31 protein-coding genes are annotated in these 25,474 nt (G+C 65.4%); 14 read left to right on the top strand and 17 right to left on the bottom strand.

Annotated features, from left to right (window positions below):
• Positions 1-12: 12 nt before the first annotated feature.
• Both MFM001_RS04925 and MFM001_RS04920 read left to right on the top strand, forming a co-directional pair.
• Positions 13-261: a type II toxin-antitoxin system Phd/YefM family antitoxin gene (locus MFM001_RS04925; protein WP_045382223.1), complete on the top strand. Its 249-nt coding sequence runs from the start codon at positions 13-15 to the stop codon at positions 259-261.
• On the top strand, positions 258-659 hold the full coding sequence (locus tag MFM001_RS04920; RefSeq protein ID WP_202864127.1) for a type II toxin-antitoxin system VapC family toxin: 402 nt from the start codon (positions 258-260) through the stop codon (positions 657-659). The genes MFM001_RS04925 and MFM001_RS04920 overlap by 4 nt, the downstream gene beginning before the upstream one ends.
• On the opposite strand, the gene MFM001_RS04915 is transcribed toward MFM001_RS04920, so the two are convergent.
• Positions 656-1,357 carry a guanylate cyclase gene (locus MFM001_RS04915; protein ID WP_116374133.1) on the bottom strand — a complete coding sequence of 234 codons (702 nt, stop codon included), beginning with the start codon at positions 1,355-1,357 and terminating at the stop codon, positions 656-658. The genes MFM001_RS04920 and MFM001_RS04915 overlap by 4 nt on opposite strands.
• A gap of 26 nt (positions 1,358-1,383) precedes the next feature.
• On the opposite strand from MFM001_RS04915, the gene MFM001_RS04910 reads away from it, so the two are divergent.
• Positions 1,384-1,545: a hypothetical protein gene (locus MFM001_RS04910; protein WP_116374132.1), complete on the top strand. Its 162-nt coding sequence runs from the start codon at positions 1,384-1,386 to the stop codon at positions 1,543-1,545.
• Here MFM001_RS04910 and MFM001_RS04905 read toward each other — a convergent pair.
• The gene (locus MFM001_RS04905) at positions 1,535-2,347 is read right to left on the bottom strand and encodes an adenylate/guanylate cyclase domain-containing protein (protein WP_116374131.1); all 813 of its coding nucleotides are present in this window, start codon (positions 2,345-2,347) and stop codon (positions 1,535-1,537) included. The two genes, MFM001_RS04910 and MFM001_RS04905, sit on opposite strands and share 11 nt — an antisense overlap.
• Before the next feature lie 125 nt (positions 2,348-2,472).
• Here MFM001_RS04905 and MFM001_RS04900 point away from each other — a divergent pair, with 125 nt between their 5' ends.
• Both MFM001_RS04900 and gnd read left to right on the top strand, forming a co-directional pair.
• The gene (locus MFM001_RS04900; protein ID WP_116374383.1) at positions 2,473-3,882 is read left to right on the top strand and encodes a glucose-6-phosphate dehydrogenase; all 1,410 of its coding nucleotides are present in this window, start codon (positions 2,473-2,475) and stop codon (positions 3,880-3,882) included.
• A 14-nt stretch (positions 3,883-3,896) separates the two neighbouring features.
• Positions 3,897-4,916 (top strand): phosphogluconate dehydrogenase (NAD(+)-dependent, decarboxylating), encoded by a 1,020-nt coding sequence (gene gnd / locus MFM001_RS04895; protein ID WP_116374130.1) that lies wholly within the window; start codon positions 3,897-3,899, stop codon positions 4,914-4,916.
• Here gnd and MFM001_RS04890 read toward each other — a convergent pair.
• Complete coding sequence (locus MFM001_RS04890; protein WP_116374129.1) at positions 4,913-5,761, bottom strand: alpha/beta fold hydrolase; 849 nt, start codon at positions 5,759-5,761, stop codon at positions 4,913-4,915. The two genes, gnd and MFM001_RS04890, sit on opposite strands and share 4 nt — an antisense overlap.
• Before the next feature lie 89 nt (positions 5,762-5,850).
• On the opposite strand from MFM001_RS04890, the gene MFM001_RS04885 reads away from it, so the two are divergent.
• Genes MFM001_RS04885 through MFM001_RS04865 form a run of 5 tightly spaced genes read left to right on the top strand, consistent with a single transcriptional unit; the run spans position 5,851 to position 9,618 of the window.
• A complete protein-coding gene (locus MFM001_RS04885) occupies positions 5,851-6,324 on the top strand; it encodes a VOC family protein (RefSeq protein ID WP_116374128.1) in 474 nt (157 codons plus the stop codon).
• Positions 6,325-6,383: 59 nt separating this feature from the next.
• Positions 6,384-6,938: a mammalian cell entry protein gene (locus tag MFM001_RS04880; protein ID WP_116374127.1), complete on the top strand. Its 555-nt coding sequence runs from the start codon at positions 6,384-6,386 to the stop codon at positions 6,936-6,938.
• Positions 6,935-7,456 (top strand): hypothetical protein, encoded by a 522-nt coding sequence (locus tag MFM001_RS04875; RefSeq protein WP_116374126.1) that lies wholly within the window; start codon positions 6,935-6,937, stop codon positions 7,454-7,456. The genes MFM001_RS04880 and MFM001_RS04875 overlap by 4 nt, the downstream gene beginning before the upstream one ends.
• Before the next feature lie 13 nt (positions 7,457-7,469).
• Complete coding sequence (locus MFM001_RS04870; protein ID WP_116374125.1) at positions 7,470-8,375, top strand: alpha/beta fold hydrolase; 906 nt, start codon at positions 7,470-7,472, stop codon at positions 8,373-8,375.
• A gap of 10 nt (positions 8,376-8,385) precedes the next feature.
• A complete protein-coding gene (locus MFM001_RS04865) occupies positions 8,386-9,618 on the top strand; it encodes a WS/DGAT domain-containing protein (RefSeq protein WP_371685216.1) in 1,233 nt (410 codons plus the stop codon).
• 1 nt (position 9,619) lies between these two features.
• Here the strand turns inward: MFM001_RS04865 and MFM001_RS04860 are convergent, their stop codons facing one another.
• Genes MFM001_RS04860 through MFM001_RS04850 form a run of 3 tightly spaced genes read right to left on the bottom strand, consistent with a single transcriptional unit; the run spans position 9,620 to position 12,233 of the window.
• On the bottom strand, positions 9,620-10,213 hold the full coding sequence (locus MFM001_RS04860) for a MarR family transcriptional regulator (RefSeq protein WP_116374124.1): 594 nt from the start codon (positions 10,211-10,213) through the stop codon (positions 9,620-9,622).
• On the bottom strand, positions 10,210-11,631 hold the full coding sequence (locus MFM001_RS04855; RefSeq protein ID WP_116374123.1) for a pyruvate, phosphate dikinase: 1,422 nt from the start codon (positions 11,629-11,631) through the stop codon (positions 10,210-10,212). Before MFM001_RS04855 ends, MFM001_RS04860 begins: the two co-directional genes overlap by 4 nt.
• A gap of 2 nt (positions 11,632-11,633) precedes the next feature.
• Entirely contained in the window at positions 11,634-12,233 is a 600-nt protein-coding gene (locus MFM001_RS04850; protein WP_255422171.1) for an NADPH-dependent F420 reductase, read from the bottom strand.
• 87 nt (positions 12,234-12,320) lie between these two features.
• Between MFM001_RS04850 and MFM001_RS04845 the strand changes: the two genes are divergently transcribed.
• The gene (locus MFM001_RS04845; RefSeq protein ID WP_116374121.1) at positions 12,321-12,830 is read left to right on the top strand and encodes a DoxX family protein; all 510 of its coding nucleotides are present in this window, start codon (positions 12,321-12,323) and stop codon (positions 12,828-12,830) included.
• A 13-nt stretch (positions 12,831-12,843) separates the two neighbouring features.
• Here the strand turns inward: MFM001_RS04845 and MFM001_RS04840 are convergent, their stop codons facing one another.
• The 4 genes from MFM001_RS04840 to MFM001_RS04825 form a co-directional block, all read right to left on the bottom strand.
• On the bottom strand, positions 12,844-13,404 hold the full coding sequence (locus MFM001_RS04840; RefSeq protein ID WP_116374119.1) for a NifU family protein: 561 nt from the start codon (positions 13,402-13,404) through the stop codon (positions 12,844-12,846).
• Positions 13,401-15,314: a ferrous iron transporter B gene (locus MFM001_RS04835; protein WP_116374117.1), complete on the bottom strand. Its 1,914-nt coding sequence runs from the start codon at positions 15,312-15,314 to the stop codon at positions 13,401-13,403. The genes MFM001_RS04840 and MFM001_RS04835 overlap by 4 nt, the downstream gene beginning before the upstream one ends.
• Positions 15,311-15,565 (bottom strand): FeoA family protein, encoded by a 255-nt coding sequence (locus MFM001_RS04830; RefSeq protein ID WP_045380771.1) that lies wholly within the window; start codon positions 15,563-15,565, stop codon positions 15,311-15,313. Before MFM001_RS04830 ends, MFM001_RS04835 begins: the two co-directional genes overlap by 4 nt.
• A 113-nt stretch (positions 15,566-15,678) precedes the next feature.
• Positions 15,679-17,319, bottom strand: a complete 1,641-nt coding sequence (locus MFM001_RS04825) for a class I adenylate-forming enzyme family protein (protein WP_116374115.1) — start codon at positions 17,317-17,319, stop codon at positions 15,679-15,681.
• A 267-nt stretch (positions 17,320-17,586) separates the two neighbouring features.
• On the opposite strand from MFM001_RS04825, the gene MFM001_RS04820 reads away from it, so the two are divergent.
• Together MFM001_RS04820 and MFM001_RS04815 are read left to right on the top strand one after the other, a co-directional pair.
• The gene (locus tag MFM001_RS04820; RefSeq protein ID WP_116374113.1) at positions 17,587-18,807 is read left to right on the top strand and encodes a CaiB/BaiF CoA-transferase family protein; all 1,221 of its coding nucleotides are present in this window, start codon (positions 17,587-17,589) and stop codon (positions 18,805-18,807) included.
• Positions 18,804-20,033, top strand: coding sequence for a cytochrome P450 (locus MFM001_RS04815; protein ID WP_116374111.1), 1,230 nt, complete (start codon positions 18,804-18,806; stop codon positions 20,031-20,033). The genes MFM001_RS04820 and MFM001_RS04815 overlap by 4 nt, the downstream gene beginning before the upstream one ends.
• Positions 20,034-20,046: 13 nt before the next feature.
• Here MFM001_RS04815 and MFM001_RS04810 read toward each other — a convergent pair whose 3' ends face one another.
• A complete protein-coding gene (locus tag MFM001_RS04810) occupies positions 20,047-20,598 on the bottom strand; it encodes a hypothetical protein (RefSeq protein ID WP_142760671.1) in 552 nt (183 codons plus the stop codon).
• Positions 20,599-20,787: 189 nt separating this feature from the next.
• Between MFM001_RS04810 and MFM001_RS04805 the strand changes: the two genes are divergently transcribed.
• A complete protein-coding gene (locus tag MFM001_RS04805) occupies positions 20,788-21,090 on the top strand; it encodes a hypothetical protein (protein ID WP_116374107.1) in 303 nt (100 codons plus the stop codon).
• Positions 21,091-21,099: 9 nt separating this feature from the next.
• Here the strand turns inward: MFM001_RS04805 and MFM001_RS04800 are convergent, their stop codons facing one another.
• Genes MFM001_RS04800 through MFM001_RS04775 form a run of 6 tightly spaced genes read right to left on the bottom strand, consistent with a single transcriptional unit; the run spans position 21,100 to position 25,465 of the window.
• Positions 21,100-21,714 carry a TetR/AcrR family transcriptional regulator gene (locus tag MFM001_RS04800; protein WP_116374105.1) on the bottom strand — a complete coding sequence of 205 codons (615 nt, stop codon included), beginning with the start codon at positions 21,712-21,714 and terminating at the stop codon, positions 21,100-21,102.
• A 57-nt stretch (positions 21,715-21,771) separates the two neighbouring features.
• Positions 21,772-22,941, bottom strand: coding sequence for a lipid-transfer protein (locus MFM001_RS04795; RefSeq protein WP_116374103.1), 1,170 nt, complete (start codon positions 22,939-22,941; stop codon positions 21,772-21,774).
• Positions 22,938-23,390: a MaoC family dehydratase gene (locus tag MFM001_RS04790; protein ID WP_116374101.1), complete on the bottom strand. Its 453-nt coding sequence runs from the start codon at positions 23,388-23,390 to the stop codon at positions 22,938-22,940. The genes MFM001_RS04795 and MFM001_RS04790 overlap by 4 nt, the downstream gene beginning before the upstream one ends.
• The gene (locus tag MFM001_RS04785; RefSeq protein WP_116374099.1) at positions 23,387-24,499 is read right to left on the bottom strand and encodes an acyl-CoA dehydrogenase family protein; all 1,113 of its coding nucleotides are present in this window, start codon (positions 24,497-24,499) and stop codon (positions 23,387-23,389) included. Before MFM001_RS04785 ends, MFM001_RS04790 begins: the two co-directional genes overlap by 4 nt.
• Before the next feature lie 16 nt (positions 24,500-24,515).
• Positions 24,516-24,917 (bottom strand): Zn-ribbon domain-containing OB-fold protein, encoded by a 402-nt coding sequence (locus MFM001_RS04780; protein WP_045380815.1) that lies wholly within the window; start codon positions 24,915-24,917, stop codon positions 24,516-24,518.
• Positions 24,917-25,465: a MaoC family dehydratase N-terminal domain-containing protein gene (locus tag MFM001_RS04775; protein ID WP_116374097.1), complete on the bottom strand. Its 549-nt coding sequence runs from the start codon at positions 25,463-25,465 to the stop codon at positions 24,917-24,919. The genes MFM001_RS04780 and MFM001_RS04775 overlap by 1 nt, the downstream gene beginning before the upstream one ends.
• Between the last annotated feature and the right edge of the window lie 9 nt (positions 25,466-25,474).

The following is a 25,474-nucleotide window of genomic DNA, read 5'->3' as shown; positions in this document are numbered from 1 at the left end:
TACACTGGCTTCATGGCGCATGTGATCGCGCAGCGCGAGTTGCGCAACCAGAACGCGAAAGTGATCGACGCCGTGGCAGCCGGAGAGTCCTTTATCGTGACGCGCAACGGCGAGCCGGTCGCCGAGCTGCGGCCGATCCGGACTGGCCGGCGCTCCTTCATTCCCCGGGATGAGGTGGCCGCGTTGGCGGCCGCGGGCGTCCGAATCGATCGGCATCAGTTCCGCAAAGACCTTGATCGTGCGATCGATCAGCGCCTGTGAACGTGACGTCGGGACTGCTCGACACCTCCGTCGTCATCGACTGGCATGACCCGGATGTCGTCAGGTCATTGCCCGATGAGATGGCGATATCGGCCATCACCGCGGCCGAATTGGCTGCCGGACCGCACCTCGCCGCCAGTCCCACTGAAGCCGCCAGACGGCAGCAACGGCTGCAAGAAATCGAGGCGAAGTTCGAACCACTTCCTTTCGACGGGACCGCGGCACGCAGCTATGGGCTGGTGGTAGCCGCCGTAGTCGGCGAAGGGCGGAAACCGCGAAGCGGGTTTGCGGACCTGCTGATCGCCGCCACAGCGCATGCCAACGGGTTAGATCTCTATACCCGCAACGCCGAGGACTTTGCGGGGCTTGACGATCTGGTTCGCGTCGTAGCGGTCTAAGCCGGGGGCACGCTGACGGCGACTTCGTCGCCGAGTTGGTATCCGGGCGCCAACGGCAACGTGTCGCCGCTCCAAAACGACCCGGGGTCAAACCAATTCGACGGCTTTTCGGTGGCGAGCAATCCCATCTGCTGATAGGTGATCGCCACCGTCTCGGCGCAATAGGCGGTCTCCAGGCCGACGTCGTTCCGCTGGACTCTGCGGCGTCGCACCCTTTCGCGAACCTTCTTGTCTACCACCGGGATTCCTTCTACCCAGTCGTAGGCAGTCGGGATCCGGCCCAACAGCCAGCGTCCGGTGAGCCGCGCCGCAGTGGGGAAGGGAGTGCCGTCCAGCCGGGCGATGACCCGCAGCATGCGGTCCTCCTGCTCGCGGTCGGCGTACGGCGTCAGCTGCCGCAGCCAGCAGCGCTGGTGGTAGTGGTGCACCCAGCGTTCGACGGCTTGGCGGGCGTCGTTGAGTTGCACGCCGCGGTGGTTGGTGCCGGTCCAGATGTCGGTCAGCTTGTCGCCGAGCTCGGCATGCCAGATCAACGGCGGCAGATCGTCGATGGCCACCGTCATCCCGACGTGGTTGACCGGGCTGTTCGACAGCGTCTGAATCGTGCGGTCCGGTCGCGAGCTGCCGCGAAACAGCCAGATGTCGCCGGTCCGCGTCTCCTCCAGCGCACGATCCAGGGTCACGGTACTGGTGTCCACCAGAGCACCATAGGCAGACTTACCCCATGCGCAACGTGTGGAAGTGGCTCGGCGTGGCCGGTCTTGTCGGCGTCGCTGCGGGGGGAGTGCTGGTGGCCCGCGACCAGCGGCGGCGAAAGTCCTACACGCCCGACGAGATTCGCGCCCGGCTGCACCAGCGGCTGGCCGAATCCGAGGCTAAGCGGTAACCGCGTACAGCCGCTGGGTTCCGCTGAACCCCTTCAGCTCGGCGTCGCGGCCGTCGTCGAACCCAAGACCGTCGGCGTCTTTGACGGCGTCGCGCACCGTCTCGCTGACCAGGATCTCGCCGCCCGCAGCCTGACCCGCGACCCGCGCCGCCATCGCGACGTTGCGGCCGAACAGGTCATCGCCGCGGCGCACCGACCGTCCCATGTGGATCCCGATCCGAACCCGAAACCCGTTGCGCCGCTTGCGTTGAGCGTCTCGGGCAAGTGCGCGCTGAATGTCGACACCACACCGCACCGCATCCTCCGCGCGCGAGAACGCGATCATGAACCCGTCGCCCTGACTCTTCACGACGTGCCCGGAGTAGGTCTTGACCAGCCGGCGCACCAGCTTGTCGTGTTCGTCGATCAACTTCACCCAGGCGCGGTCGCCGATCCGCTCGTTGAGCGCGGTGGATTCTTCGATGTCGGAGAACAAGATCACCACCCGGCCATCCGGGGTCACCCGCGCCAAGTCGGGCCGCTCCACCTCGGCCCAGTCGGCCAGATCCTCGATCGAGCTGCGCACCGCGGCGCCGAGTCCTTCTTTGCGCACCAGGTTCGCGGTCTGCCACACCGTCTTGACCGCCTCGCGGCCGCCGGACAGCAGCCAGCTTCGGCTGTCGGCGCGGCGTCGCAGCGCCTCGGCTTCTCGTCGGCTGCGGGTCAGCGCGGCCCACAGAAAGGCCAGCGCGGCGCCTTCCGCCACGGCGACACCCGCCAGGACGTAGACCACGATCATCAGCCGGTCACCCATGCCAGGCATCTTTCCCGATCAAGCGTGCCGGGTCCCAAGGCATCCATTGTCCGGCCCAACCGCAATGTCTAGGGTTGAAGTCGGCCGCCGCGGGGGGCGAGGAATGTGTCGACTATTTGGGTGGAGGTCCGGTATTGGCCGAGGGCGGCGGTAGCACTTCAGACATGTTGGTGATCTTCGGCATCACCGGAGACTTGGCCCGCAAGATGACCTTCCGGGCGCTGTATCGCCTGGAACGTCGCAAGGCGCTGCAATGCCCCATCTTGGGAGTGGCCAGCGACGACATCTCGAAAGACGAGCTGGTCAAGCGGGCGCGCAAGGCCATCAGCGACACCGGCGAGAAGATGGACGACACGGTGTTCGACCGGCTCGCCGATCGGCTGTCATATCTGCACGGCGACGTCACCGACTCGGCGCTGTACAAGGACCTGGCCAAGCAGATCGGCTCGGATCGCCAGTGCCTGTTCTACCTGGAGATGCCGCCGTCGCTGTTTGCCCCGATAGTCGAAAACCTGGGCGAGGCCGGGCTGCTCAAGCGGTCGCGCGTCGCGGTGGAGAAGCCGTTTGGCCACGACCTCGACTCGGCGCGCGAACTCAACAGCCGCCTGCGTGAAGTCCTCGACGAGGAGCAGATCCTGCGAGTGGACCACTTCCTGGGTAAGCAGCCCGTCGTCGAGCTGGAATACCTGCGGTTCGCCAACACGACCCTGGCCGAGCTGTGGGACCGCCGCAGCATCGCCGAGGTCCACATCACGATGGCCGAGAATTTCGGCGTCGAGGACCGGGGCAAGTTCTACGACGCCGTCGGCACGTTGCGCGACGTCGTGCAGAACCATCTGCTGCAGGTGCTGGCGCTGGTCGCGATGGAGCCGCCGGTCGGTCCCAGCGCTGATGACCTCAACGACAAGAAGGCCGAGGTGTTCCGCGCGATGCCGGCGCTGGACCCGAAGCATTATGTGCGCGGCCAGTATCGCGGCTACACCGACATCGACGGCGTGGCCAAGGATTCCAAGACCGAGACGTTCGTGGCGCTGCGGATGGAAATCGACAACTGGCGCTGGGCCGGGGTGCCGATCTTCTTGCGGGCCGGGAAGTCGTTGCCGGAGAAGGTAACCGAGGTCCGATTGTTCACTCGTCGGGTGCCGTCATTGGCGTTCCTGCCCAAACGGGAACGGGCGTCGCGCAACCAGATCGTGCTGCGTGTGGATCCCGACCCCGGGATGCGGTTGCAGTTGGTGGCCAAAGACGGCGATTCCTCTTGGCGCGACGTGCATCTGGACTCGTTGTTCGCGGCTGAGCTGGGGGAGCCGATGCAACCCTATGAGACGCTGCTGTCCGCGGGGCTGTGTGGTGATCGCCAGCTGTTCGCCCGTGAGGACAGCATCGAAGAGACGTGGCGGATTGTGCAGCCGCTGCTGGACAACCCCGGCGACGTCCACGAATACGAGCCCGGCTCTTGGGGACCCGACGCGGCACGGTCGCTGCTGCGGGGCCATCACGGTTGGGAAGAGCCCTGGATGCCGAAAAACCACGCGTCGAAGTAAGGAGAACTGACGACATGCAGCTAGGAATGATCGGACTTGGCCGGATGGGCGCGAACATCGTCCGGCGCGTGGTCAAAGACGGGCACGAATGTGTGGTGTACGACCACAATCCGGACGCCGTCAAGGCGATGGCCGGCGAAGAGAACGTCACCGGGGTGTCGTCGTACTCCGAGCTGGCCGAGAAGCTCGACGCCCCGCGGTTGGTGTGGGTGATGGTACCGGCGGGAGACATCACTACCGAGGTGATCGAGGAGCTGGCCAAGACACTCGACAAAGACGACATCGTGATCGACGGTGGCAACTCCTACTATCGCGACGACATCAAGCACGCGAAGATGCTGGCGGAGAAGGGGATTCACCTGCTGGACTGCGGCACCAGCGGCGGGGTGTGGGGCCGGGAACGCGGTTATTGTCTGATGATCGGCGGCGACGACGAGGCCTTCGCCCGCGCCGAGCCTATCTTCGCCACGGTGGCGCCCGGCGTGGACGCGGCGCCACGCACGGCGGGCCGTACCGGTGAGATATCTCAAGCCGAGAAGGGCTACCTGCACTGCGGGGCCTCAGGGGCGGGGCACTTCGTCAAGATGGTGCACAACGGGATCGAGTACGGGATGATGGCCTCGCTCGCCGAGGGGCTGAACATCCTGCACAATGCCGACATCGGCAAGCGGGTTGAGCAGGGCGACGCCGAGACCGCGCCGTTGACGCATCCGGAGTTCTATCAGTACGACATCGACATCCCCGAGGTCGCCGAAGTCTGGCGTCGGGGCAGCGTGATCGGCTCCTGGTTGCTCGACCTGACCGCAGGTGCGTTGCACGAATCCCCACAGCTGAAGGAATTCGCCGGGCGGGTCTCCGATTCCGGCGAGGGCCGCTGGACCGTCATCGCGGCGATCGACGAGGGCGTCCCCGCGCCGGTGTTGACGACGGCGCTGTACGCCCGGTTCGCGTCACGTCACCTGTTCGAGTTCGGCGCCAAGGTGCTCTCGGCGATGCGCAAACAGTTCGGCGGCCACGACGAAAAGGCAAGCTAGCGGCTGACAAACGAGACGACGACGTCGCTGAAGGCATCGTTGTCGTCGCCTGCCGCGGTGTGGCCGGCCTCGGACAGTTCGACGAACTCGGCGTTCGGCACGGTGGCCAGGAAGTGCTGCACCCCTTCGGGACTCACCACGTCGGAAAGCTTCCCGCGGATCAACAGCACCGGAATCGTCAGGCCCGCGGCGGCGTCCTCGAATTTCTCGGTGCGCAACTGGGGGTCGTCGCCGGGCTTGGTCATAAACGCCGGATCCCAGTGCCAGTACCAGCGACCGCCGCGCAGCCGGAGGTTCTTCTTCAGTCCCTCCGGGCTGCGCGGCTTGGTCCGATGGGGCAGATAGGCGGCGACGGCGTCGGCGGCCTGTTCGAGCGTGTCGAACCCGTCCAGACCGCTGAACATGAAGTCGCGGATCCGCGCGCTGCCCTGCTTCTCGAATCGTGGCACCACATCCACCAGAACCAGTCGGGTGACCCGTTGCGGGCCGGCGCGGTCCGCGACCAGGATGCCGGTCAACCCGCCCATGCTCGCCCCGATCAGCACCACCGGCCGGCCGATCGCGTCGAGCACATGCATGACGTCGTCGGTCAGTGTGTCGACGTCGTAGTCCGCGTCGGGCGCCCGATCGCTGTCACCGTGGCCCCGGCTGTCGAGGGCCACGACGTGGAATCCCAGGTCGGCCAGCACCTGCCCGGTGTTTTTCCAGGAGAACCGGTTCTGGCCGCCGCCGTGCAGCATCAGCACGCTCGGCCGACCGTCTGCCGCGCCCCGGTTCCACTCGTCTGCAACCAGGGTGATCCCGTCGACGCCGGAGTACTCGACGGTCTGCGGTGTGCTGTTCATCGTCCTGACGTTACCTAGGTGGCCCCTGCCCGATGAGTTTTGCCCGCCGCCCGGGTCGATCCCTATCGAAACAACGACTAGGAGGTGGCATGCCAGCGATCACGCCGTCGCTGTGGTTCGACGACAATCTCGAGGAAGCCGCGCAGTTCTATACCTCGGTGTTCCCCAACTCGCATATCGAGGACTTCAAGCGGTATACCGAGGCCGGCCCGGGCGTGCCGGGTTCGGTGGCGTGGGGCAGCTTCGTGCTCGACGGCACCCGCTTCATCGGCCTCAACGGTGGCCCGCATTTCCGGTTCACCGAGGCGGTGTCCTTCACCGTCGACTGCACCGACCAGGACGAGGTCGACTACTACTGGGACCGGTTGACCGACGGCGGCGAGGAGTCGCAGTGCGGCTGGTGCAAAGACCGCTACGGGCTGAGTTGGCAGATCGTGCCGCAGCGACTCGTCGAGTTGGTGAGTGATCCCGATCCCGCTCGCGCCGCGGCGGCCACCAGGGCGATGCACGGCATGACGAAGATCGTCATCGCCGATCTGGAAAAGGCTGTGGCGCAGCTTTAGCCGGTCAGTTCCAAAATTTCGCCCGCCCGCGCGGGCCATCGCCACGTAGTTTGGAAAGCATGGCTGACGATGCTGCGACCCCTGGCGAAGAGCCCGTCGAGGAACCGCAACCCGCACCGGCGGTCTCCACCAAGCCCGTTCTCCGGACGTCGCTGCTGGCCGGGCTGATCGCGCTGGTGGCGCTGGCGGGTTTGGTCGGCTGGCTCGGTTTCCGCGGCTACCAGGCGCACCAGGCCGACGCGCGGCGCAATCTGTTCGTGCACGCGGCGCGCGAGTCGGCGGTGAACCTGACCACGATCGACTACCAGCACATCGACGCCGACGTGCAACGCATCCTCGATTCGTCTACCGGCGGCTTCCACGACAACTTCTCCGCACGGTGGCGACCGTTCGTCGATCTCGTCAAACGCGGCCACTCCAGACTGGAGGGCACCGTCGACGAAGCCGGACTCGAATCGCAGGCCGGCGACGTGGGGCAGGTTCTGGTAGCTGTCACGGTGAAGTCGGCGAATCCCGCAGGACCACAGCAAGAGCCGCAGGTGTGGAGGATGCGGATCACGGTGCAGAAGATCGGCGACGAGGGCAAGATCTCCAACGTCGCGTTCGTATCATGACGCACCCGACCACCGCGCGTCGTGCCATCTGGCTGCACGTCCTGGTCTACGGTGTGGTTCCCGGCCTGGCCTTGCTGCTCGCAATGGCGGCGGGCTACCTCAAATGGCAGGACTCCTCGGTACGGAACTCCGACGTTGCCCGCATCCAATCGGTCCAGGCCGCAAAGGATTCCGCCGTTCTGTTGCTGTCGTTTCGTCCGGACACCGTCGACAAGGACGTCGAAGCCGCGCAGGGTCGCTTGACCGGCCGCTTCCTCGACACCTATTTGCAGGTGACGCGCGAGGTGCTGATTCCCAACGCCAAGGAACGGCATGTGTCCGCGACCGCCCGGGTGCCCGCGGCGGCGTCGGTGTCGGCGTCCGAAAGCCATGCGGTGGTGCTGGTGTTCGCGGACCAGACGGTCAAGGTCGGGAATGCGCCGCCCGCCGATGCCGCATCGAGCGTCCGTGTCACTCTGGACAAGGTCGGCGCGCGCTGGATGATCTCCGGGTGGGATCCGATCGAACCGCCGGCATGAAAAGGATCAGGTGATGACTGGACCGCGCTGGATCGACGTGCACGCCCCCGCGGTGGAACTGAAAGCACTGACCTGGGGGCCGCCCGACGGCCCAATCGCGCTGTGCCTGCACGGTTTCCCCGACACCGCATACAGCTGGCGCAAGGTCGCTCCCCGGCTCGCCGAGTCGGGCTGGCGGGTGATTGCGCCGTTCATGCGGGGCTACGTGCCGTCGTCGATTCCGTCCGACGGCAGTTATCACATGGGGGCGTTGATGGACGACGCGCTGCGCGTGCGGTCCGCGGCCGGTGGCACCGACCGCGACGTGATCGTCGGCCACGACTGGGGAGCGATCGCGGCGACCGGCTTGGCTGCGATGCCGGACAGTCCGTTCGCCAAGGCGGTGATCATGTCGGTGCCGCCGGCCGCCGCGTTTCGCCCGCTGGGCCGCGTGGCCGACCGCACCCGGTTGCTCCGCGAACTTCCCCGGCAGATGCTGCGGAGCTGGTACATCATGTACTTTCAATTGCCTTGGCTGCCAGAGCGTTCCGCCTCGTGGGTGTTGCCGCGGCTGTGGCGGAGCTGGTCGCCAAGCTACGACGCCGAGGAGGATCTGCGGCACGTCGACGCCGCGATCGGCACCCCGGAGAGCTGGCGTGCCGCGCTGGGCCCGTACCGGGCCACCATTCGCAACACCCAGCCGCCCGCCCAGTACGCCGAGTTGCACCGGTACTGGACGGAACCGCCGAGGTTGCCGAGTCTGTACTTGCATGGCCGCGACGACGGCTGCGCCACACCGGCTTTCGCGCATTGGACAGAGAAAGTGTTGCCCGCGGGCAGCGACGTCGCCGTCGTCGAACACGCCGGGCATTTCCTGCAGCTCGACCAGCCGGAGGAAGTCGCCGAGTTGCTGCTCAGGTTCATCGGCCCGGCCGACTAGAGCGGGTCTCATGCCGGCCCGGATGGCGGCGGTCGATGCCCAGTTCTATTGGATGTCGGCCAAGATCCCCAGCGACCAGTTTCTGCTCTACGCGTTCGGCGGCGAGCCGGCCCACGTGGAGCGCGCCATCGACGACGTTGTGGGCAGGGCGCGAGCCTGCCCTGCGCTGACGATCCGGGTCAGCGACGGCTCGCCGCTGACCTATCCGCGGTGGGTGCCGATGCCCGTCGAGCACCCGCGTGTTCGCCACCTTGACGACGACAGCTGGCTTGGTTGTCTGGATGCCGTCGTGCGCCTCGCCGACCACCAGCTCGACGTCCGCCAAAGTCCGTGGCGGCTACACCTGTTCGCGTCTATCCGCGACATTCCGGGTAGCGTCGGGCCGGGCACTGTGGCGGTGCTGCAGGTCGCGCACGCGCTGGCCGACGGCGCCCGTGCGTCGGCGATGGCCGGCTGGCTGTTCGGCCGGGCGGAGCCGGTGCCCGACGTCGGCGCTCCCTTGCGGGGCTTCCTGCCCTGGCGTGCCTTGCAGGCGGCCCGCGCCCACCGGCAGCTGGTCCGGGATATGGAAGCGGGAGTACTGGGTGATACGGCCGGTTCACTGCCGTTACTGATCACCAATGCCCGCCCGGCCGGCGCGCGCGGCGTGCGCACCCTGGTGCGGCACAGGTCCGAACTGTCCGGGCCTACCGTCAGCGTCGCAGTGCTGGCCGCGGTCGCGGACGCACTGTTTGGCTACCTCGGCGGTACGGCCACATCGCTGGGAGCCGAGGTGCCGATGGCCAAACCCGGTGCGCGACGAGCGCACAACCACTTTCGCAACGTGACCGTCGGGCTGTACCCGGACCTTCCGCGGGAAGCCAGAACGGAGCGGATACTCGCTGAGTTGGCCAATGCCCGCCGCCGTGCTGAGCACCCGGCTGCCCGTGCCGCCGACCGGGCGTTCGCCACGTTGCCCGCTGCGCTGTTGCGCTGGGGTGTCGCCCAATTCGACATCGATGCCCGGCCCACGCTGGTATCCGGCAACACGGTGGTGTCCAGCGTCCACCGCGGCCCCGCCGACTTGCGCTTCGGCGCCGCGCCCGTGCTGCTGACCGCCGGATTCCCCGCGCTTTCGCCGGCGATGGGCCTCACGCACGGCGTGCACGGTATCGGCGACACGGTGGCGATCAGTGTCCACGCGGCCGAATCGGCGATCGGCGATATCGACGCCTATCTGCAGCGCCTTGACGCGGAGCTGTAACTCACTGATCCTCAACGGATTTCCGGGTCCGTCCGGCAGCCAGAATCAGCTCCTCGTGCAACTCGAACCACACCGTGTGATAAGAGTCGATCAGCGGCCGGGACAACCACAAAGTTTCACCCGCGTGGATCTTGTCGACGGCCGCCTGCAGTTTGGCCGAATAGCGCCTCAGCCGGGGCAGCTGCGCGGCGGCCGCCGCAATGATCGGCACCACCCGCCGGTGCACCTCGTCGAGACGGGCCAGCACCCCCGCGTCATACGAGGGGTCCTCGTGGGTGTTGGGCTGCCCGTCTTTGACCTGCCAATCGGTCACCAGCGCTTTGAATTCCGCGTTCACCGCACAAAAGTCGTCGTACACGGCGGCCAGTGCAGCCGCATCGACAGAAGCGCGCTCTTCGGCCAGTAACTCGCCGAGGCGGGCGCGTCCCTCAGGGCTGATTCGTACGGTCTTCCCGTCGACCAGCAGACCAGCCCGCGTCAACTGCTCGACGGTATCGGTGACGTCTGCCGGTTCGTCACCCAACGTGGCGGCCAGGTCGGCCGGGCTGATCCGGCCTTTGAACCGAACCGCCTGCAGCACAGTCAATTCGCTCACTTGTGCTGCTCTTCGACGCGTCGTGCGATCTCGGCCAACTCGCGAAGCTCCGGCGAGTCCTGCTCTGTCCAGGCGGTGAGTTCCAATGCGCCGTCGCGTACTTCGCCCTCGTTACCGTCGACGGTGACCAGCCGACCCGCCAGTGATTCAGTGACGCCGCTGCCGCAGCCCACCACCGCGGCACGGCCCAATTCGCGGCTGACCACTGCCGCGTGGCTGGTGGCGCCGCCGGTCTCGGTGACGACGCCGCGCGCGACCAGCATGCCGTGGATATCGTCGGGACTGGTGTGGTTGCGCACCAGGATGACGTCCTCACCACGGTCGGCCGCATCCACCGCGGCGTCCACGTCGGTGTAGGCCCGCCCCGTGGCCACGCCCTGGCTGGCGGCCAGCCCTTTCGCTAAAAGTGGTGCCGCCAACCGGGTTTCCGGTTGCAGCGAGGGCCGCAGCAGCGCCTCGACGTGAGCAGGGGTCACCCGGCGCAGCACCTCGGCGTCGTCGATCAGCCCGTCGCGGCGCAGGTGCAGCGCCAGTCGCACCGTCGCCTGCGCGGACCGTTTGGCCGCCCGGGTCTGCAGCAGCCACAGCGTGCCGTCCTCGACGGTGAACTCGATTTCCTGCACGTCGGCGTTGATCCGCTCCAACGTCCGGGCAGCCGAGGTCAGCTGGTCGTACACGATGGGTTGCTGGTCGCGTAGCGCAGTGATCGGTTCGACGTCGACGGTACCCGACACCACGTCGTCGCCCTGACCGCCTTGCAGCCACTCGCCGAACTCGTCGTCGGCACCGGTCATTGGATTGCGGGAAAACGCCACGCCCGCACCGGAATTAGCGTTCATGTTGCCGAACACCATGGCCTGCACAACTGCGGCGGTGCCGCCATTGTTGTCCAGGCCGTGGTGGGCGCGGTAGGCAACGGCGCGCGGTGAGTTCCACGACCTGAACACCGCCTCGATCGCCGCGCGCAACTGCAGATAGGGGTCCTCGGGTACCCGATCCGCCACGATGCGCCGATACCCGTCGATGAACCGGCGCCGCGTATCGCGGCCAAACGCCCCCAGCGCCTGTTCCACGCTGTCACTGATGCCGAGATCCAGCACCGTGTCCATCATGCCCGGCATCGACACGGCCGCACCCGAGCGCACGCTGACCAGTAGCGGACGCGGCCCTCGCCCGAACGTCCGCGACGTCGCCGTTTCCAGCCGGCGTATCCCGTCGAGCACGCCGTCCCAGATCGCGTTCATCGTCGCCTTGGGTTCCGCCAGATAGCGGGCACCCACGTCGGTGGTGACGCAGAACGCGGGCGGTACCGGCAGGCCGTGGTGGCGCATCGTGTCGATGCCGTATCCCTTGTGGCCCAGGATCTCCGGCGGACACCCGGCATCACCGTCGAGGAACACCACGGTGGCAGCAGCCATGGTCAGGACTGGCCGCGCAGCAGCCCGAAGCCGAAGTTGGTGCCGAATCCGCGACGCAACGCCAGGTGAATCCACAGCAGCGCGTATGGCTCGAGCAGCCGCGCCAGCCTCAGCTCGCCGGCGTCGACGGCCTCGAAGCCCAACTCGGTGACCAGGGCCGCGGTCACCGACTTGGCGTCGTCGTCGTCACCGCAGACGAACATCACCGGCGTGCCGGGCAGTTGCGGAGCATCCATCATCGGCGCGCCGATCTGGTTCATCGCCTTGCAGACCCGCGCACCGGACGCCCACACCGCCACCTGCTCGGCGCCGGACGTCGTGAGCCCGACTTCCAGCGCGGTGAAGTCGGGGGTCAGCGGGTTGGTGCAATCGATGACAACCTTGCCGGAAAGATCGCCGCAGCTCTGCACCGCCTGGTGAGTGCCCTGCCAAGGTGTGCACAGCACCACGACATCGCTTGCCGCTGCAGCGGATTCGTTGCTCTCGACGGTGCCGAGCGACGCGTACTTCGGGTCGTCGGGATTATGCACCCCGAACGTGACGTCGTGGCCGCGGTCGCGCCATGCGGATCCCAGAGTGCGCCCGACGTTGCCGGCGCCAATGATCGCGATCTTGATGTGAGGCTCCTTAGGTGGTTGTTGGCGGGTGGGAGGATACTTCTGCCTACCCGATGATCTAGGTTTGCGTCTATGACTGCCTATGATGTCGGTTTACTGATCTTGCGGGTGGCGCTGGGCCTGACGCTCGCCGCCCACGGCTACAACAAGTTCTTCGGCGGCGGCCGTATCCCCGGGACTGCACGCTGGTTCTCCAGCATCGGCATGAAGGCCGGCACGTTCCAGGCCGTGGTCGCGGCAACCACCGAGGTGAGCGCTGGTCTGGGCCTGGCCGCCGGCCTGCTCACGCCGATCCCGGCCGCCGGCTTCGTCGCGCTGATGTTCGTCGCCGCGTGGACCGTACACCGGCCGCACGGGTTCTTCATCATCAACGAGGGCTGGGAGTACGTGATGGTGCTGGCCGTCGGCGCGGTCGCGGTGGCCACCGTGGGGCCTGGTGAGTACAGCCTCGATTGGCTGTTCTTCGGGCGCTCGTTCTACGGCTGGCACGGTTTGCTGATCTCGGTGGTGCTGGGCCTTGTCGGTGGGATTGGCCAGCTGCTGATCTTCTACCGCCCGCCGGTCAAGCAGGAGCAGCAGTAGCGGCTGTCTACGCTCAGCGGACCAGCAGAGACAGCAGCTTGCGGCCCAACGGCAACGAGTTGCTTTCGCGGGAGACGGTGACATGCTCGCCGGCCCGCCGGCGCAGTTCATGCTGGAACTTTTCGTACAGCGTCGAGGCGGCAGCCGGACATCCGTCGCAGGAACCGGACATCCGGATCGTGACATGGTTGTCGATCACCGAGACCAATTCGATTGAGCCGCCGTGTGATTCGGCCAACGCGCCGATCGGCCCGGCCAGTAGTTCCGCCGCGACCTCGGCCAACTCGGCGCGGTCATCCGACGACTCGACCTGCCAGCCTGTCGGGTCCAGAAGTGCCTCGCCGAGCGCGTCGCGCATCTGATCACCTAAGTCCCGCCAGCTGTGTCCGGCACTCAGCGTGATCAGCACGTCGGCGCCGCGCACCACCAGCTCGTCGATGACTCCGCCGTTGAGCAGCGCGCCGAGCGGACCCGGAGCGTGACGAACCGTGCCCGCAGGGGGCAGGTTGCCGGGTGGCACCACCCAACGCAGCTGACGGGGGTCAGCAGTGGCGGTGGCGTGCATCGGAATCATGCGCCGAGCCCTATCGCAACGGACCGGGCGGCAAACGCCATCGCCCACGCCAGCACGAACATGTAGCTGAACGCCAGCGCCGGCCACCGCCACGAGTTGGTCTCGCGTCGCATCACCGCGATCGTGGACATGCACTGCAACGCAAACATGAAATACGCAAGCAGCGCGATCACCGTCGGCGCGGTGAACACCTTGTGGCCGTGATCGTCGGTCATGGCGACCAGCGCTTCGGCCGGTTTCTCGGGCTGTGTCGCGGCCGAAATCTCGCCCAGCGTGGACACGAACACCTCACGCGCCGACAGCGAACCCACCAACGCCACGTCGATGCGCCAGTCGAAACCGAGCGGCCGGAATATCGGCTCGATCGCCTTGCCGACGTCGGCGGCGTAGCTGTGGTCCATCACGTACGCTCCTGCGTCGCTCGGGGACATGTTCGCGGTCTCCGCGCCGCGTGTCGGCAAGTTGAGCAACGCCCATAGCACCAGCGAAACGGCCAGGATGATGGTGCCGGCCTTGCGCAGGAACATCTTGGTGGCACTCCAGATCGCGACCAGAACCACCTTGGGAGAAGGGAACCGGTACGGCGGAAGTTCCATGGTGAACGGCACCAGGTCGCTGCGCAGGATCGTCGATTTGAACAATCCTGCGGCGATCAGCGCCGAGGTGCCGCCGCCAAGGTACAGCAAGAACATCGTGATGCCCTGCGCGCTCAGGCCCCACCAATGCGTTTGCGGCGCAACCAGAAGACCGACCAACAAGGTGTACACCGGCAGCCGGGCCGAACAGGTCATCAGCGGCGCGGTCAGGATGGTGGCGATCCGGTCGCGCGACGACGGCAACGTCCGGGTCGCCATGATCCCCGGGATCGCGCAGGCGAACGACGACAGCATCGCGACGAAGGCGCGGCCCTCGAGCCCGGTGGTGGCCATCACGCGGTCCATCAAGAACGCGGCCCGGGACATGTAGCCGATGTTCTCCAGCAGCGCGATCAGCAAGAACAGCAACACAATCTGCGGGATGAACTGCAGGACGGTGCCGACCCCGCCGATGAGACCGCGACCGAGCAGACCGCTGACGGCCGAGTTGCCGATGTGGTTGCTGACCTCGCTGCCCAGCCAGGTCAGCCCTTGAGCGATCCAATCCCGAAGCGGCGCAGCGACGGTGAACACGACCTGAAAGAAGGCGAACATCACCGCGAAGAAGATCACGGTGCCCCACAGCGGATGCAGCACCAACCGGTCGATCCTACTTGTCCGCCGATCCGGTTGCGGCACAACGTAATCGGCAGCGCTGAGCACCGACTTGCCCCAGGCCGCGATTCCGTCGCGGTCTGCCGGCGGGAAAATCGGCGGGCGTTCCCACACCTCGATCGATCCCAGCCGGGCCCGCAGCTCGTCGAGGCCGCGACCCTGATGTCCGACGACCATTGCCACCGGGATGCCCAGCGCGAGCGACAACGCCTCGGCGTCGATACGGCCGCCGCGCGCGCTGAGTTCGTCGCTCATGGTCAGGGCCAACAGGCAGGGCAGATCCAGGCGCAGCACTTGAGCCACCAGGGGTATCGAGCGATGCAGCGTGGTCGCGTCGGCGACCAGCACGATCGCGTCGGGCCTGTCGCCGTCGCTGAGCTCACCGGTGAGCAGGTCGACCACGACCTGCTCGTCGGGGCTGATCGGTTCCAGACTGTAAGTACCGGGCAGGTCTTCGATGACGACCGCCACGCCGTCGACCGTCGTGCTGCCGACGCTGCGGCCGACGGTGACACCCGGATAGTTACCGGTTTTGGCGTGCAACCCGGTCAGGTGGTTGAAGACGCTGGTCTTGCCGGCATTAGGGCTGCCCACCAGGGCGATGCGCCGCTGACCGGCTACTGCAACGGCACTGCCTCCGTCGGTGTGGCACGACGTCATCGGTCTGCTTCCGCGAGGACTTGGATCAGGCGCGCCTCTCGGCGGCGAATACAGAGCTCGGTGTCCTGCACCCGGTAGATCGTCGGATCACCCAGCGGCGCGCGACGGACCACATCCACCTGGGTGGTCGGCCGAAAACCCAGCTGCCATAACCGGCCGGCCACCGCCGAGTTTGCCTGCGGCATCATCCCCACGATGGTTGCCCGCTGACCAGGGGCCAGCTGGGCCAGGACCATCAATTGACCTTGCATGACGTGCCTTTACCTTGGGTGCCGTTAACTGCCGAAGCTACACCGGCGACGGCTACCAGTGGGGTGCCAGATGACGACAATCAGCTCGCCAGTCACACCTGTCACATAACTGGTTACGTGTCCCGCGGGCTGCGGCGCATGCGCTGCTCGAGCAGCTCGACGAGCGCGGCTTTCTTGACCTTTCCGGTATCGGTAAAGGGAAGTTCGGCTTTGGGCGCCACCCAGATGTGCTTTGGCACCTTGTAGGCCGAGAGACCGAGGCGTAGCTGGGCACGCAGCGCGTCAGCGTCGATGTTGCAGCCGGCCTTGGGCACAACGGCCGCCGCGACCACAGTGCCGTTGTCGCCGTCCGAGGCACCCACCACGTATGCCTCGAGAATGCCATCACAGGCGGTCAGTGCCGACTCCACCTCGGCCGGTGTCACGTTCGTTCCGCCGGCCGTCTTGATCATGTCGCCAAGGCGGCCGGTGAACGTCACCCAGCCGTCGGCGTCCTGCGAACCGCAGTCCCCAGTGCGGTAGAAGCCGTCCGGTGTGAAGACATCTTCACGCTCGCGCTTGTACAGCCGTTGCATCAACGAATAGCCCCGCACCCAAATCTCGCCGACGGTCCCCGGCGGGACCTGTTCGCCGGTGTCGGGATCGACGATGTGGTGGGTCAGTCCGTCGATCGACGGGCCAACGGTGTTCCGTCGCGCGGGCGGCTGTTCGATATAAGGGTCAGCACCGAGGTGGTTTCCGCAAAGTTCGGTCATCCCAAGCGAGTCCGCTCCGACGGGGCGTCGCTCTGGAGGAACCATTGCAGGCATGCTTGTCCGTCGAATTGAGGTGAGGTCGCGCGACCGGTAGTCGGGGTGTTCGGCCAGGCTCTTTCCTTGCTGTGGCCAACCTAGGGCGATAGTGGCGCGATGCTGCTCGATGAGCCGTAGTGCCTCAGCGGCGTCGAATGCGGGCTGGCTTACAAGGGTGGCGCCGTGGTGAATTACCGCGTGTAGCGCTGTGATCAGACCACCGACCCAGAAAAACGGCATGGAACTAAACAGCACGTCGTCGCTGGTGACCACGTAGACGTGAGTGAGGTTGTAGGTGTGGCGGATCAGCGTGCCCTGGGTATGCACCGGTGCTTTGGGTTCGCCGGTACTGCCCGACGTGTAGATGATGGTGACGTTGTCAGCAGGGGTGACACAGGATTCGACGGCGAGCAGGTATCCGGTGTCGATCTGTCGACTGTCGGCGGCTGCGGCGGTCGAATCGTCGACGACTGGAGTGGCCCACGCGCGATCACTGGATCCCCAGACGGCGATCGTGCGCAGATAGGGTGCCGCCTTGACGACGATCTGTCCGGGTGAGCATTGTTGGGCGAGCCCGGGAAGCGCCTCTTCCAGCCGGCCGAGGAAGTCGTGGCTGCGGAAGGCCGGCCACGCCAAGATGGCCTGTAGGTCGGCGTGCCGAATGGTCCATGACAACTCGTTGGCTTTGTAGAACGTGTTGAGCGGCACCGCAACTGCCCCGATGCGAGTCGTGGCGAACCAGGCGATCGCCCAGTCGGCGCTGTTGGGCATCAGGATTCCCACGTGGTCACCTTTGCCGATCCCCTCGGCCAATAGCGCTCGAGCCAATCGGGCCGACCGACGCTCCAACTCGGCGTAAGTGAGCCTCTGACCGTCGACAATGAGATAGGTCCTATCGGCGAACCGTGCTGCAGCCCAACGCAGGAGGGTTGGGACGGTGGGTGTGATCGCCGGGAATGGCATGTGATCAGCGATCTTCGTGTTGTAACAGTAGCCGCACCAGAACAGGATAATGCCTGTGTAGATATTAGAGAATAAACGTTCTCGATCTCGGGTGGGCCAACGGGCGGCGGCGACGACGACGATGACGTACCGACAGCCGCCAGCCTAAGCGGCCGGACCGGTTTACAAACCGCGCCAAAACTGCAATTCTCGGATATGCAAATCAGCATTATCGCCGCTGGCCGCATGCTTCAGAGGCGATGACGCACGCATTGATGGAGGCCTCAAATCAGCAGTGACGGAGTTCTGAGCGGTGTCCGCGTGCTCGAGGTCGCGGCATGGACATTCGTGCCGTCGGCCGGCGCGGTCCTCGCCGAATGGGGCGCAGAGGTCATCAAGGTCGAACCGATCGACGGTGGGGACCCGCAACGTGGCCTGGTGACCATGGGCATCGTGGACGAGGGTGGCGGCTCGGTCAACTACATGATCGAGATCCCCAACCGCGGAAAGAAGTCGATAGGCATCGACTTGCGCAGCGAAGGCGGCCGAGAGGTCATCCGCGAATTGTCAAAGAGCTGCGACGTCTTCCTCACCAACTACCTCCCGAGCCGACGCAAACGTCTCGGCATCGATGTCGACGACATCCGGGCGGTGAACCCGAATATCGTGTACGTGCGCGGCTCGGGGCACGGTCCAAAAGGGCCCGATGCGGACAAACCGGGCTATGACGGCGTCTCTTACTGGTCGCGCGGCGGGATTGCCGCGGTGCTGACCGAGGACGGCGACGAGTTGGTGCGGTCGCGGCCGGCGTTCGGGGACCTGCTCGGCGGAATGGCCATTGCCGGCGGCATCGCGGCGGCGCTCTATAAACGGGCCACCACTGGGCACGGCTCGCTGGTGGATGTGTCGTTGCTTGGACTGGCCGCGTGGAACCTCGGTCCCGACCTCTCTGTGAGCCAAATCCACGGGGGCGGAGCCATCCCCAAGTATGGCCACGCCGACGCGCCCAACCCCCTGGTCGGCAACTACCGCACGAAGGATGATCGTTACGTCACCCTGATGATGCTGCAGCTCGACAAGTTCTTTGCCGAGACGATGAACGCGATCGGTCTCGCCGAAGTCGTCGACGACCCGCGATTCGCCGATCCAGCATCCCGATTCGAGAATCGCACAGCACTGATCGCCTTGATGGACAAGGCTTTCGCGCAACGCACACTGGCCGAGTGGCGCGAGATCCTGGCAAGCGTATCGGGCGCATGGGGTGTGGTGCAGACACCGGCTGAGGTCTGTGATGACCCGGCGGTCACCGCGAACGGCTACCTCGCTCATACGACGACGATGAGCGGTGTCCCGTATGCGATGCCCACGAATCCGGTCCAGTTCGACGAACGACCGGTCGTGTCACCCGGCGCCCCCGAACACGGTCAACACACTGAAGAAGTGTTGATGGAAGCCGGAATGGACTGGGACACAATCATGCACTACAAGGAAAGTGGAGCCGTACTATGACTGCGACGCGCCGCGCCGAGTCGGACAGCACGGTGGAATTCGACCCTTTCTCCGAGGAGTTCTTCAACGGGGCGTTCGACACCTACCGGCGGATGCGCGACGAAATGCCGGTCTATTACAGCGAAAAGTGGGACTTCTATGCCCTGTCCCGCTACCACGACGTTGCGGAAGCCTCCAGAGATCACGAGACCTACTCCTCAGCCAAGGGCGCGACTCTCGACATGGTCAAGGCTCCCGACCAGTCCATTCCGGTGCCCAAGGTGATCATCTCGATGGATCCCCCGGAGCACCAGAGGATGCGCAAACTGGTGAGCAACGTCTTCACTCCGCGTGCCATCGCCAACCTCGAAGACATGGTGCGGGAGAAAATCCACAGTGCTCTTGCGGGGGTGGACCCCTCGTCGTTTGACGCTGTGGCCGACTTCTCGGCTCTCTTCCCCGTCGAGATCATCACGACCATGCTCGGAGTGCCACCGGAGGATAGGCAGCAAATCCGGCTTTGGCTCGACTTGCTGTTGGAGCGCAAGCCTGGACAGATCCACGTCACAGATGAGGGTTACCAAGCCTCAGTCGCCACCGGGATGTACTACTACGACCTCGTTCAACAGCGACGAGCCAAGCCCGCCGACGACATGATAAGTCGGCTGATCGCAACCGAAATCGAACGTGACGGCCAGGTCGAGAAACTCAGCGATGTCGACATCACCGGCTTCGCAACCATGCTCGGCGGTGCTGGCGCGGAAACCGTCACGAAGTTGATCGGCAACGCGATGGTCGCCTTCGCCGACTTCCCCTCCGAGTGGGAGAAGCTGCGCGCGGATCGCAGCAAGATCCCGGCTGCAGTCGAGGAACTACTCAGGTATGAGGCCCCGTCGCAATATCAGGTGCGCGTCACAACCCGCGACGTGGTCTTGCATGACACGACAATTCCCGAGGGCAGCGCCGTTCTCTTGGTGACCGGTTCGGCGACCCGCGACGAGCGCATGTTCCCCGACCCCGACCGGCTTGACATCGACCGCGAACGCAAAATGGGATTCAACCTCGCCTTCGGCTACGGCATCCACAGCTGCCTCGGCGCCGCGCTCGCGCGAATGGAAAGCCGAATCGCGTTCGACGCGTTGCTTGACCTCATCCCTGAGTATGAGGTCGACAGGGACGGTTTGCGTCGGGTTGAGATGTCAAACGTGTCAGGGTGGTCTAACGTACCCGTTCGTGCCAGACGCTGAGCGCATCTGACGGCTATAACAGTTGCGCGGCCAGGAAGCTTTGCTCGTCGCCGCGGAATACCTCGATTGGATCAACTGATTCCGGGTCCAGCCTGGCGGCGATCATCGCCTGCACTTTGAACGCGCGAGCGGCTGCGCTGAGCCGATGTTCGAGCTGTTGGGCGCCGCGACGAGGATTCAGCGGCCGTTCGCCGCCCCAGACAGCGACGTCCGCGCGGTTGGGTCGCGACGTGTCCTCGAAATATGCGCGTACAACGTTATTTTCACCGAACAAGCCTGACGAAGCGATGATTGCGTCCGGCCGCTGTGCTTCGCTGGAGAAGCCGTCGAGCAGTTCGGAGTTGACTCCGAGGATCCGCAAGGGCCGGTCATCGCGACACTCGGCCAAGTACACCGTGATATTCCAGCCCCTGACAGACCCGTCATAGAGCAGTCCGCCCGCTGCCCAGACTACGTCCGGTTCGTTAGCCCCCAAGACCGCCAGCCGATAGGGGGTTGCGCGACTCTCCTCAGTGTGCGGGCCTCCCACGAGCCGGGTGCGGTCGTCGCGGGTTGCCGGTGTCATCGATTTCCTACCATTGGTCAGCCCTTCTGTTCCGCATCGCCGGTGTCCTCCTGCGATCCGGACTGGTCCCCCGAAAGCCAATGTGAGATTATGGCGATAATACGTAATTTTGTTTTTGAGAATACACATATCCGCGCGGGCGTGCGAGCGGATTGCCGCATAAGGGCGTCCAACGATGAGGGGATCAACATGATCAAAACGGGCTCGCGGCTGCGCAGCCAGGTTTGCGATACACAGGTGATCGTGGTCAAGGCCACTACTGCCTTCGACGAGCTGCGGTGCGGCGGTGCGGCAATGGTGCCCGTGGACTCCGACGGGTCGCCGCTCGGTAGCCCTGACCCGGCATTTTCCGGCGGCACGGTGATGGGCAAGCGCTACACCGATGACTCGGGCGGCGAACTGCTGGTTACCAAGGCAGGGGCCGGCACGCTCAGCGTCGGTGAAATCCCGTTGACGCTCAAGGAAGCCAAGCCGCTACCCGCGAGCGACTGAGATCCCTCGCTACCCTGCGGCGGCCCGTCGCGTCCGCGCAGCGCGGTCGTCAATGAAGCCCCGGACCGCGAAGGGGCGCACAAATTCTGCGACAGCGGAATCGTCGTGCATGTCGATGCGAGGTGACGGTGTCGTGAAGAGGGAGAACAGAATTCGCGCGAACCACTCGGCGGCTGCGGCCACGTCGAGGTCCTTGCGAACTTCGCCGGTGAGTTTCGCGGCAACCAGGAACGGCGCGATGAAGTCGCCGCATTCCTGCAGCAGCACCGCGGAATTCTTGGTCAGCAGGAGGTCAACCTCCTCCTGGTCGAAATACTTCTCCGGCTCGACCACTCTGCGCGCCTGAACAACGAACACCGCCGCGCGGACCAACTTGTCTTCGAGGGTCTCGCCCCGGTTGACCACCTTGGCCATGTTCCGATAAAAGCGCTGCGAGGCTGCTTCCGCGCAGGCTTCGACAACCGCACCCTTGTCAGGAAAGTATTCGTAGACGGTGCTGCGTGAGACTCCCGCTTGGCGCGCGATGTCGACGATGGTCGTCTTGCTCAGGCCCCGGGTCCGGAAACAGGCGAACGCCGCAGAGACGATCGCGTCGCGCGTCTCAAGCTCGGTTTGCTGTGTCATCGCCTGCCCTGACCTACCCACCCCACAGACCATAACGTCCGCGCGACGACGCCAGGCCTAGGAAGCCGGGGCGAGGATAAGGCCACTGGTGGGCACACCGGTGCCCGATGTGACGAGTACATGCTCGACATTGTCGACCTGGTTGTGCGAAGTTCCGCGTATTTGCCGCACGGCCTCGGTAATGCCGTTCATGCCGTGAATGTAGGCCTCGCCGAGCAGCCCGCCGTTGGTGTTGATCGGCAGCGACCCACCCAGCGACATGCGCTCGATCGACACGAAGTCTTTGGCCTCGCCGCGACCGCAGAAGCCGAGCTCCTCGAGCTGGGTGAACACGAACGGCGTGAAATGGTCGTACAGGAACGCCGTCTGGATGTCGGCGGGCCCCAAACCTGAGTCGCGCCATAGCTTGTCGCCGACGACACCCATCTCCGGCAGTCCGGTGATGTCGTCGCGGTAGTAGCTGGTCATGACCTCGCCGTCGTAGGCCGCGCCCTGAGCCGCCGCAGTGACGACCGCCGCTGGCTTGGCAAGGTCACGCGCCCGCGCAACGCTGGTCACGACGATCGCCACCCCGCCGTCGCTTTCCTGGCAGCAGTCCAGCAGCCGCAGGACCGGTTCGATGATCCACCGAGACTTCTGGTGGTCCTCGAGGGTGATCGGACGTTCGTAGAACCAGGCGTCCGGGTTCTTGGCGGCATGGATACGGTCGATCACCGAGATTTTCCCGAAGTCCTCGTTGGTGACCCCGTAGGTCGACATGTACCGCTGCGCGTGCAGGGCCACCCAACCTGCCGGTGTCATCAAGCCGAACGGCGCGTAGGGCGCCAACCACGGCGGGGGAGCGGTCATCTGGCGGCCGGCACCGCCGAAACGAAAACCGGACCGTTCGTTGAACGCGCGATAGCAGACCACGACGTCCGCGACACCAGTCGCGATGGCCATGGCGGCCTGCATGACAGTGCCGGCCGCAGCGCCGCCACCGTGCGGGACACGGGTGAAGAAGGTGAGGTCTTTGATCCCGACGTTGCGGGCGACCTCGATCTCCTCGTTCTGGTCGACGGTGAAGGTCACCATGCCGTCCACGTCGGCAGGCTGCAGGCCTGCGTCGTCGAGCGCCGCTTTGACCGCTTCGCAGGCCAGTTGCATCTCGCTGCGGCCGGATTCCTTCGAGAACTCGGTCTGGCCGATCCCGGCGATGGCAGCCTTGCCGCCGAGTCCGCCGCTCATGCGCCAATTCCGTTGAGCAGGCTCAGTTCCGCGGCGCCGGAGACATGCTCACCGAGGCTGTTGACGCCTTTGAACGTCACCTCGACGAGTCCCTCGCGCTTGCCAATCGACTTGGCGGTGACGTTGCCGGTGAAGTGCAGCGGGTCGTTGGGGTAGGCGGGCACACCCAGCCGGATCGACAGCTTCTTGATCATCGCTTCGGGCCCGGCCCAGTCGTTCAGAAACTTCACGCACAGACCGTTGGTGGTGAGGATGTTCAGGAAGATGTCTTTGGACCCTTGCGAATTGGCGAAGTCACGGTCGTGGTGTACGGGCATGTAGTCGCGGGAGGCGATGGCTCCGGCAACGATCAGCGTGGTGGTCACGGGAACGTCCATCGGGGCGACTTCGTCGCCGACGTTGACGGTGTTCCAGGCCAGCGTGTCGGTGCGGCCGATGGTTGAGGTCATGGGTTTCCTTCCGGGTATGTGCTGCCGAGGCGCGCGAGCTGCTGGGAAGCGGATCCGAGGCCGAGTTCGATCTGCTTGGCCCACAAGAAGTACCGCCACAGCGGATAAGTCACGTCGATGCCGATGCCGCCGTGGACCTGCTGGGCGGTAGCGGTGACCCGCGCTCCGGCCTCGGCGGCCCAAAACTTGGCGATGGCCGCCTCACGCGCAGCTGGCCGGCCCCGAGCGACGAGCCACGCGGCATGCCACGTGGTCCAGCGGATCGCTTCGACGTCGATGAACGCGTCGGCCATCCGCTGCTGTACGGCCTGAAACGACCCGATTGGCCTGCCGAATTGCTCACGTTGGCTTGTGTAGGTGGCCGCGATTCGCAACGCCCGTTCGGCGACCCCAATCTGCATGGCGGACAAGCCGACAAGCGCGCGGACATACAGCGACCCGACGGGATCAACACCTTCAGCGAGGCGGTTCGCCTCAGGTACCAGCGCCCCGTGCAGGACGACGTCGGCAAACGGCTCACCGTCAGTGGTGCGGGCCGGCACTACGTCGACCCCGTCGGTGCCCTTGTCGAGCAGGAACAGCGCTGGACCGTCGTCGGTGCTTGCGGCCACGACAATCGCGTCGGCCAGTTGCGCGGCCGGGACCAGCTCTTTGGTGCCCTCCAGCCGCCAGCTGGCGCCGTCGCGGCGTGCCCTGGTGCCCGGAGTCAACGGGTCCGAACGCCCAGCCTCCGCGAGTGCCGCTGTCAGGAGCCGGCTGCCGTCCACCACGCCGGGCAGATACTTTTCTCGAATAGTCGAATTACCGTGGCGCGCAACCGTGTCAGCACCAAGCAGCAGCGTGGCGTACACCGGAACGGGAGCGACACTCCAGCCGACCTCCGCGAGCAGCACTCCCAGCTCCAGAAAGCTGCCGCCGCTTCCACCGACCGCCTCAGGCAACGCGATTCCGAGCAGATCGGAGCTCGCCAGCTCGCGCCACAGCGCAGGGTCGTAGCGTGTTTCGCCGGTCTCCAACTCGGTGAGACACTCGGGGGTCGCGCGAGCCTCGAACAACTGGCGGGCGACTTTGCGTACGGTCTCTTGTTCTTCGCTGAATGAAAAGTCCATCAGAGGATTTCCTCGATCAGGAGGCGGGCCGGAACTGGTGCAGGACCAACTCGTCGTCGTTGAACGATTCGTAGAACACTTCGACGGGCATCCCGACCTTGACGTCGCTTGGATCGATGTCGCGCAGGTTCGATACGATCCGTACGCCTTCGTCGAGTTCCACGAGCACGACGATGTAGGGGTAGTCGAAGAACGGCAGTGGGGGATATTGCGGCATCACATAGCTGTAAACCGCGCCGCGGCCGGATGATTCGACGGCCTCCCAGTTCAGTGACTGGCAATTGCCACACATAGGTCGCGGTGGCATACGCAATGTCTTGCACTCGCTGCAGCGCTGGATGAGCAGCTTGTGCGCGCGCAACCCGTCGTAGAAGAATTCGGTGTCCCGAGTGATCGTCGGTGCCAGTCGATTCGGCATCAGTTCCCCGTCTTGAATCGCAGGGTGCGGAATCGTTGGCGTCCGATGACGTCGCCGCGTTGATCGCGGTAAGTAGTGATCCACGTGACGAAGAACCCGTAGCCCATGGCCGTCTTCTTCTCGTCGGAGATCGTCTCGAACACGGTCTCGGCGGTGATCTCGTCGCCGACCCGGGGGTAGCGCTCGATCTCGAACTCCGAATTGGTCGCGACCGTCCCGGTGTAGCCGGCGTCCGCGAGGAACTGCAGCGGGTTTTGCTTGATTTCAACGGGTACACCGCCGCGTTCGTGAATTCCCTCGAGCTTCGGCGGCGCCATGGTCCAGCTTTGCAGCATCACCGGCGGTGAAACGATTCCGCCGTAGCGCGACTGCGCTGCCCATTCCGGGTCGAGGTAGGCGGGGTTCATGTCGTTGAGTGCATACGCCCAATGCCGGATCATGGCCGGGTTGACCGGATCCGGAGCCTTCATGGGCTGGCCGGAGCCAACCGGCTTGCCGATGAGGTCGTCGAGACGTTGGCGTAATGCGTCTTTCGCGTCGTCGGGCACGTGAAACCT

Origin of the sequence: Mycobacterium sp. MFM001, assembly GCF_003402475.1 — a bacterium.
In the GTDB taxonomy this organism is placed as follows: domain Bacteria; phylum Actinomycetota; class Actinomycetes; order Mycobacteriales; family Mycobacteriaceae; genus Mycobacterium.
Note: the sequence above shows the minus strand (reverse complement) of the source record. Positions and strands in the feature narration are given on the sequence as shown.

Excerpts from the sequence above, each read along its gene's own strand:
- MFM001_RS04865 (WP_371685216.1), top strand. The coding sequence starts at position 8,386 with ATGCCGGCCCGGATGGCGGCGGTCGATGCCCAGTTCTATTGGATGTCG.
- MFM001_RS04815 (WP_116374111.1), top strand. The coding sequence starts at position 18,804 with ATGACTGCGACGCGCCGCGCCGAGTCGGACAGCACGGTGGAATTCGAC.
- MFM001_RS04845 (WP_116374121.1), top strand. The coding sequence starts at position 12,321 with ATGACTGCCTATGATGTCGGTTTACTGATCTTGCGGGTGGCGCTGGGC.
- MFM001_RS04800 (WP_116374105.1), bottom strand. The coding sequence starts at position 21,714 with ATGACACAGCAAACCGAGCTTGAGACGCGCGACGCGATCGTCTCTGCG.
- MFM001_RS04830 (WP_045380771.1), bottom strand. The coding sequence starts at position 15,565 with ATGCAAGGTCAATTGATGGTCCTGGCCCAGCTGGCCCCTGGTCAGCGG.
- MFM001_RS04780 (WP_045380815.1), bottom strand. The coding sequence starts at position 24,917 with ATGCCGAATCGACTGGCACCGACGATCACTCGGGACACCGAATTCTTC.
- MFM001_RS04795 (WP_116374103.1), bottom strand. The coding sequence starts at position 22,941 with ATGAGCGGCGGACTCGGCGGCAAGGCTGCCATCGCCGGGATCGGCCAG.
- MFM001_RS04840 (WP_116374119.1), bottom strand. The coding sequence starts at position 13,404 with ATGATTCCGATGCACGCCACCGCCACTGCTGACCCCCGTCAGCTGCGT.
- MFM001_RS04885 (WP_116374128.1), top strand. The coding sequence starts at position 5,851 with ATGCCAGCGATCACGCCGTCGCTGTGGTTCGACGACAATCTCGAGGAA.
- MFM001_RS04870 (WP_116374125.1), top strand. The coding sequence starts at position 7,470 with ATGACTGGACCGCGCTGGATCGACGTGCACGCCCCCGCGGTGGAACTG.
- gnd (WP_116374130.1), top strand. The coding sequence starts at position 3,897 with ATGCAGCTAGGAATGATCGGACTTGGCCGGATGGGCGCGAACATCGTC.
- MFM001_RS04790 (WP_116374101.1), bottom strand. The coding sequence starts at position 23,390 with ATGACCTCAACCATCGGCCGCACCGACACGCTGGCCTGGAACACCGTC.
- MFM001_RS04810 (WP_142760671.1), bottom strand. The coding sequence starts at position 20,598 with ATGACACCGGCAACCCGCGACGACCGCACCCGGCTCGTGGGAGGCCCG.
- MFM001_RS04890 (WP_116374129.1), bottom strand. The coding sequence starts at position 5,761 with ATGAACAGCACACCGCAGACCGTCGAGTACTCCGGCGTCGACGGGATC.
- MFM001_RS04875 (WP_116374126.1), top strand. The coding sequence starts at position 6,935 with ATGACGCACCCGACCACCGCGCGTCGTGCCATCTGGCTGCACGTCCTG.
- MFM001_RS04880 (WP_116374127.1), top strand. The coding sequence starts at position 6,384 with ATGGCTGACGATGCTGCGACCCCTGGCGAAGAGCCCGTCGAGGAACCG.
- MFM001_RS04835 (WP_116374117.1), bottom strand. The coding sequence starts at position 15,314 with ATGACGTCGTGCCACACCGACGGAGGCAGTGCCGTTGCAGTAGCCGGT.
- MFM001_RS04925 (WP_045382223.1), top strand. The coding sequence starts at position 13 with ATGGCGCATGTGATCGCGCAGCGCGAGTTGCGCAACCAGAACGCGAAA.
- MFM001_RS04825 (WP_116374115.1), bottom strand. The coding sequence starts at position 17,319 with ATGCCATTCCCGGCGATCACACCCACCGTCCCAACCCTCCTGCGTTGG.
- MFM001_RS04805 (WP_116374107.1), top strand. The coding sequence starts at position 20,788 with ATGATCAAAACGGGCTCGCGGCTGCGCAGCCAGGTTTGCGATACACAG.
- MFM001_RS04910 (WP_116374132.1), top strand. The coding sequence starts at position 1,384 with ATGCGCAACGTGTGGAAGTGGCTCGGCGTGGCCGGTCTTGTCGGCGTC.
- MFM001_RS04785 (WP_116374099.1), bottom strand. The coding sequence starts at position 24,499 with ATGGACTTTTCATTCAGCGAAGAACAAGAGACCGTACGCAAAGTCGCC.
- MFM001_RS04905 (WP_116374131.1), bottom strand. The coding sequence starts at position 2,347 with ATGCCTGGCATGGGTGACCGGCTGATGATCGTGGTCTACGTCCTGGCG.
- MFM001_RS04855 (WP_116374123.1), bottom strand. The coding sequence starts at position 11,631 with ATGGCTGCTGCCACCGTGGTGTTCCTCGACGGTGATGCCGGGTGTCCG.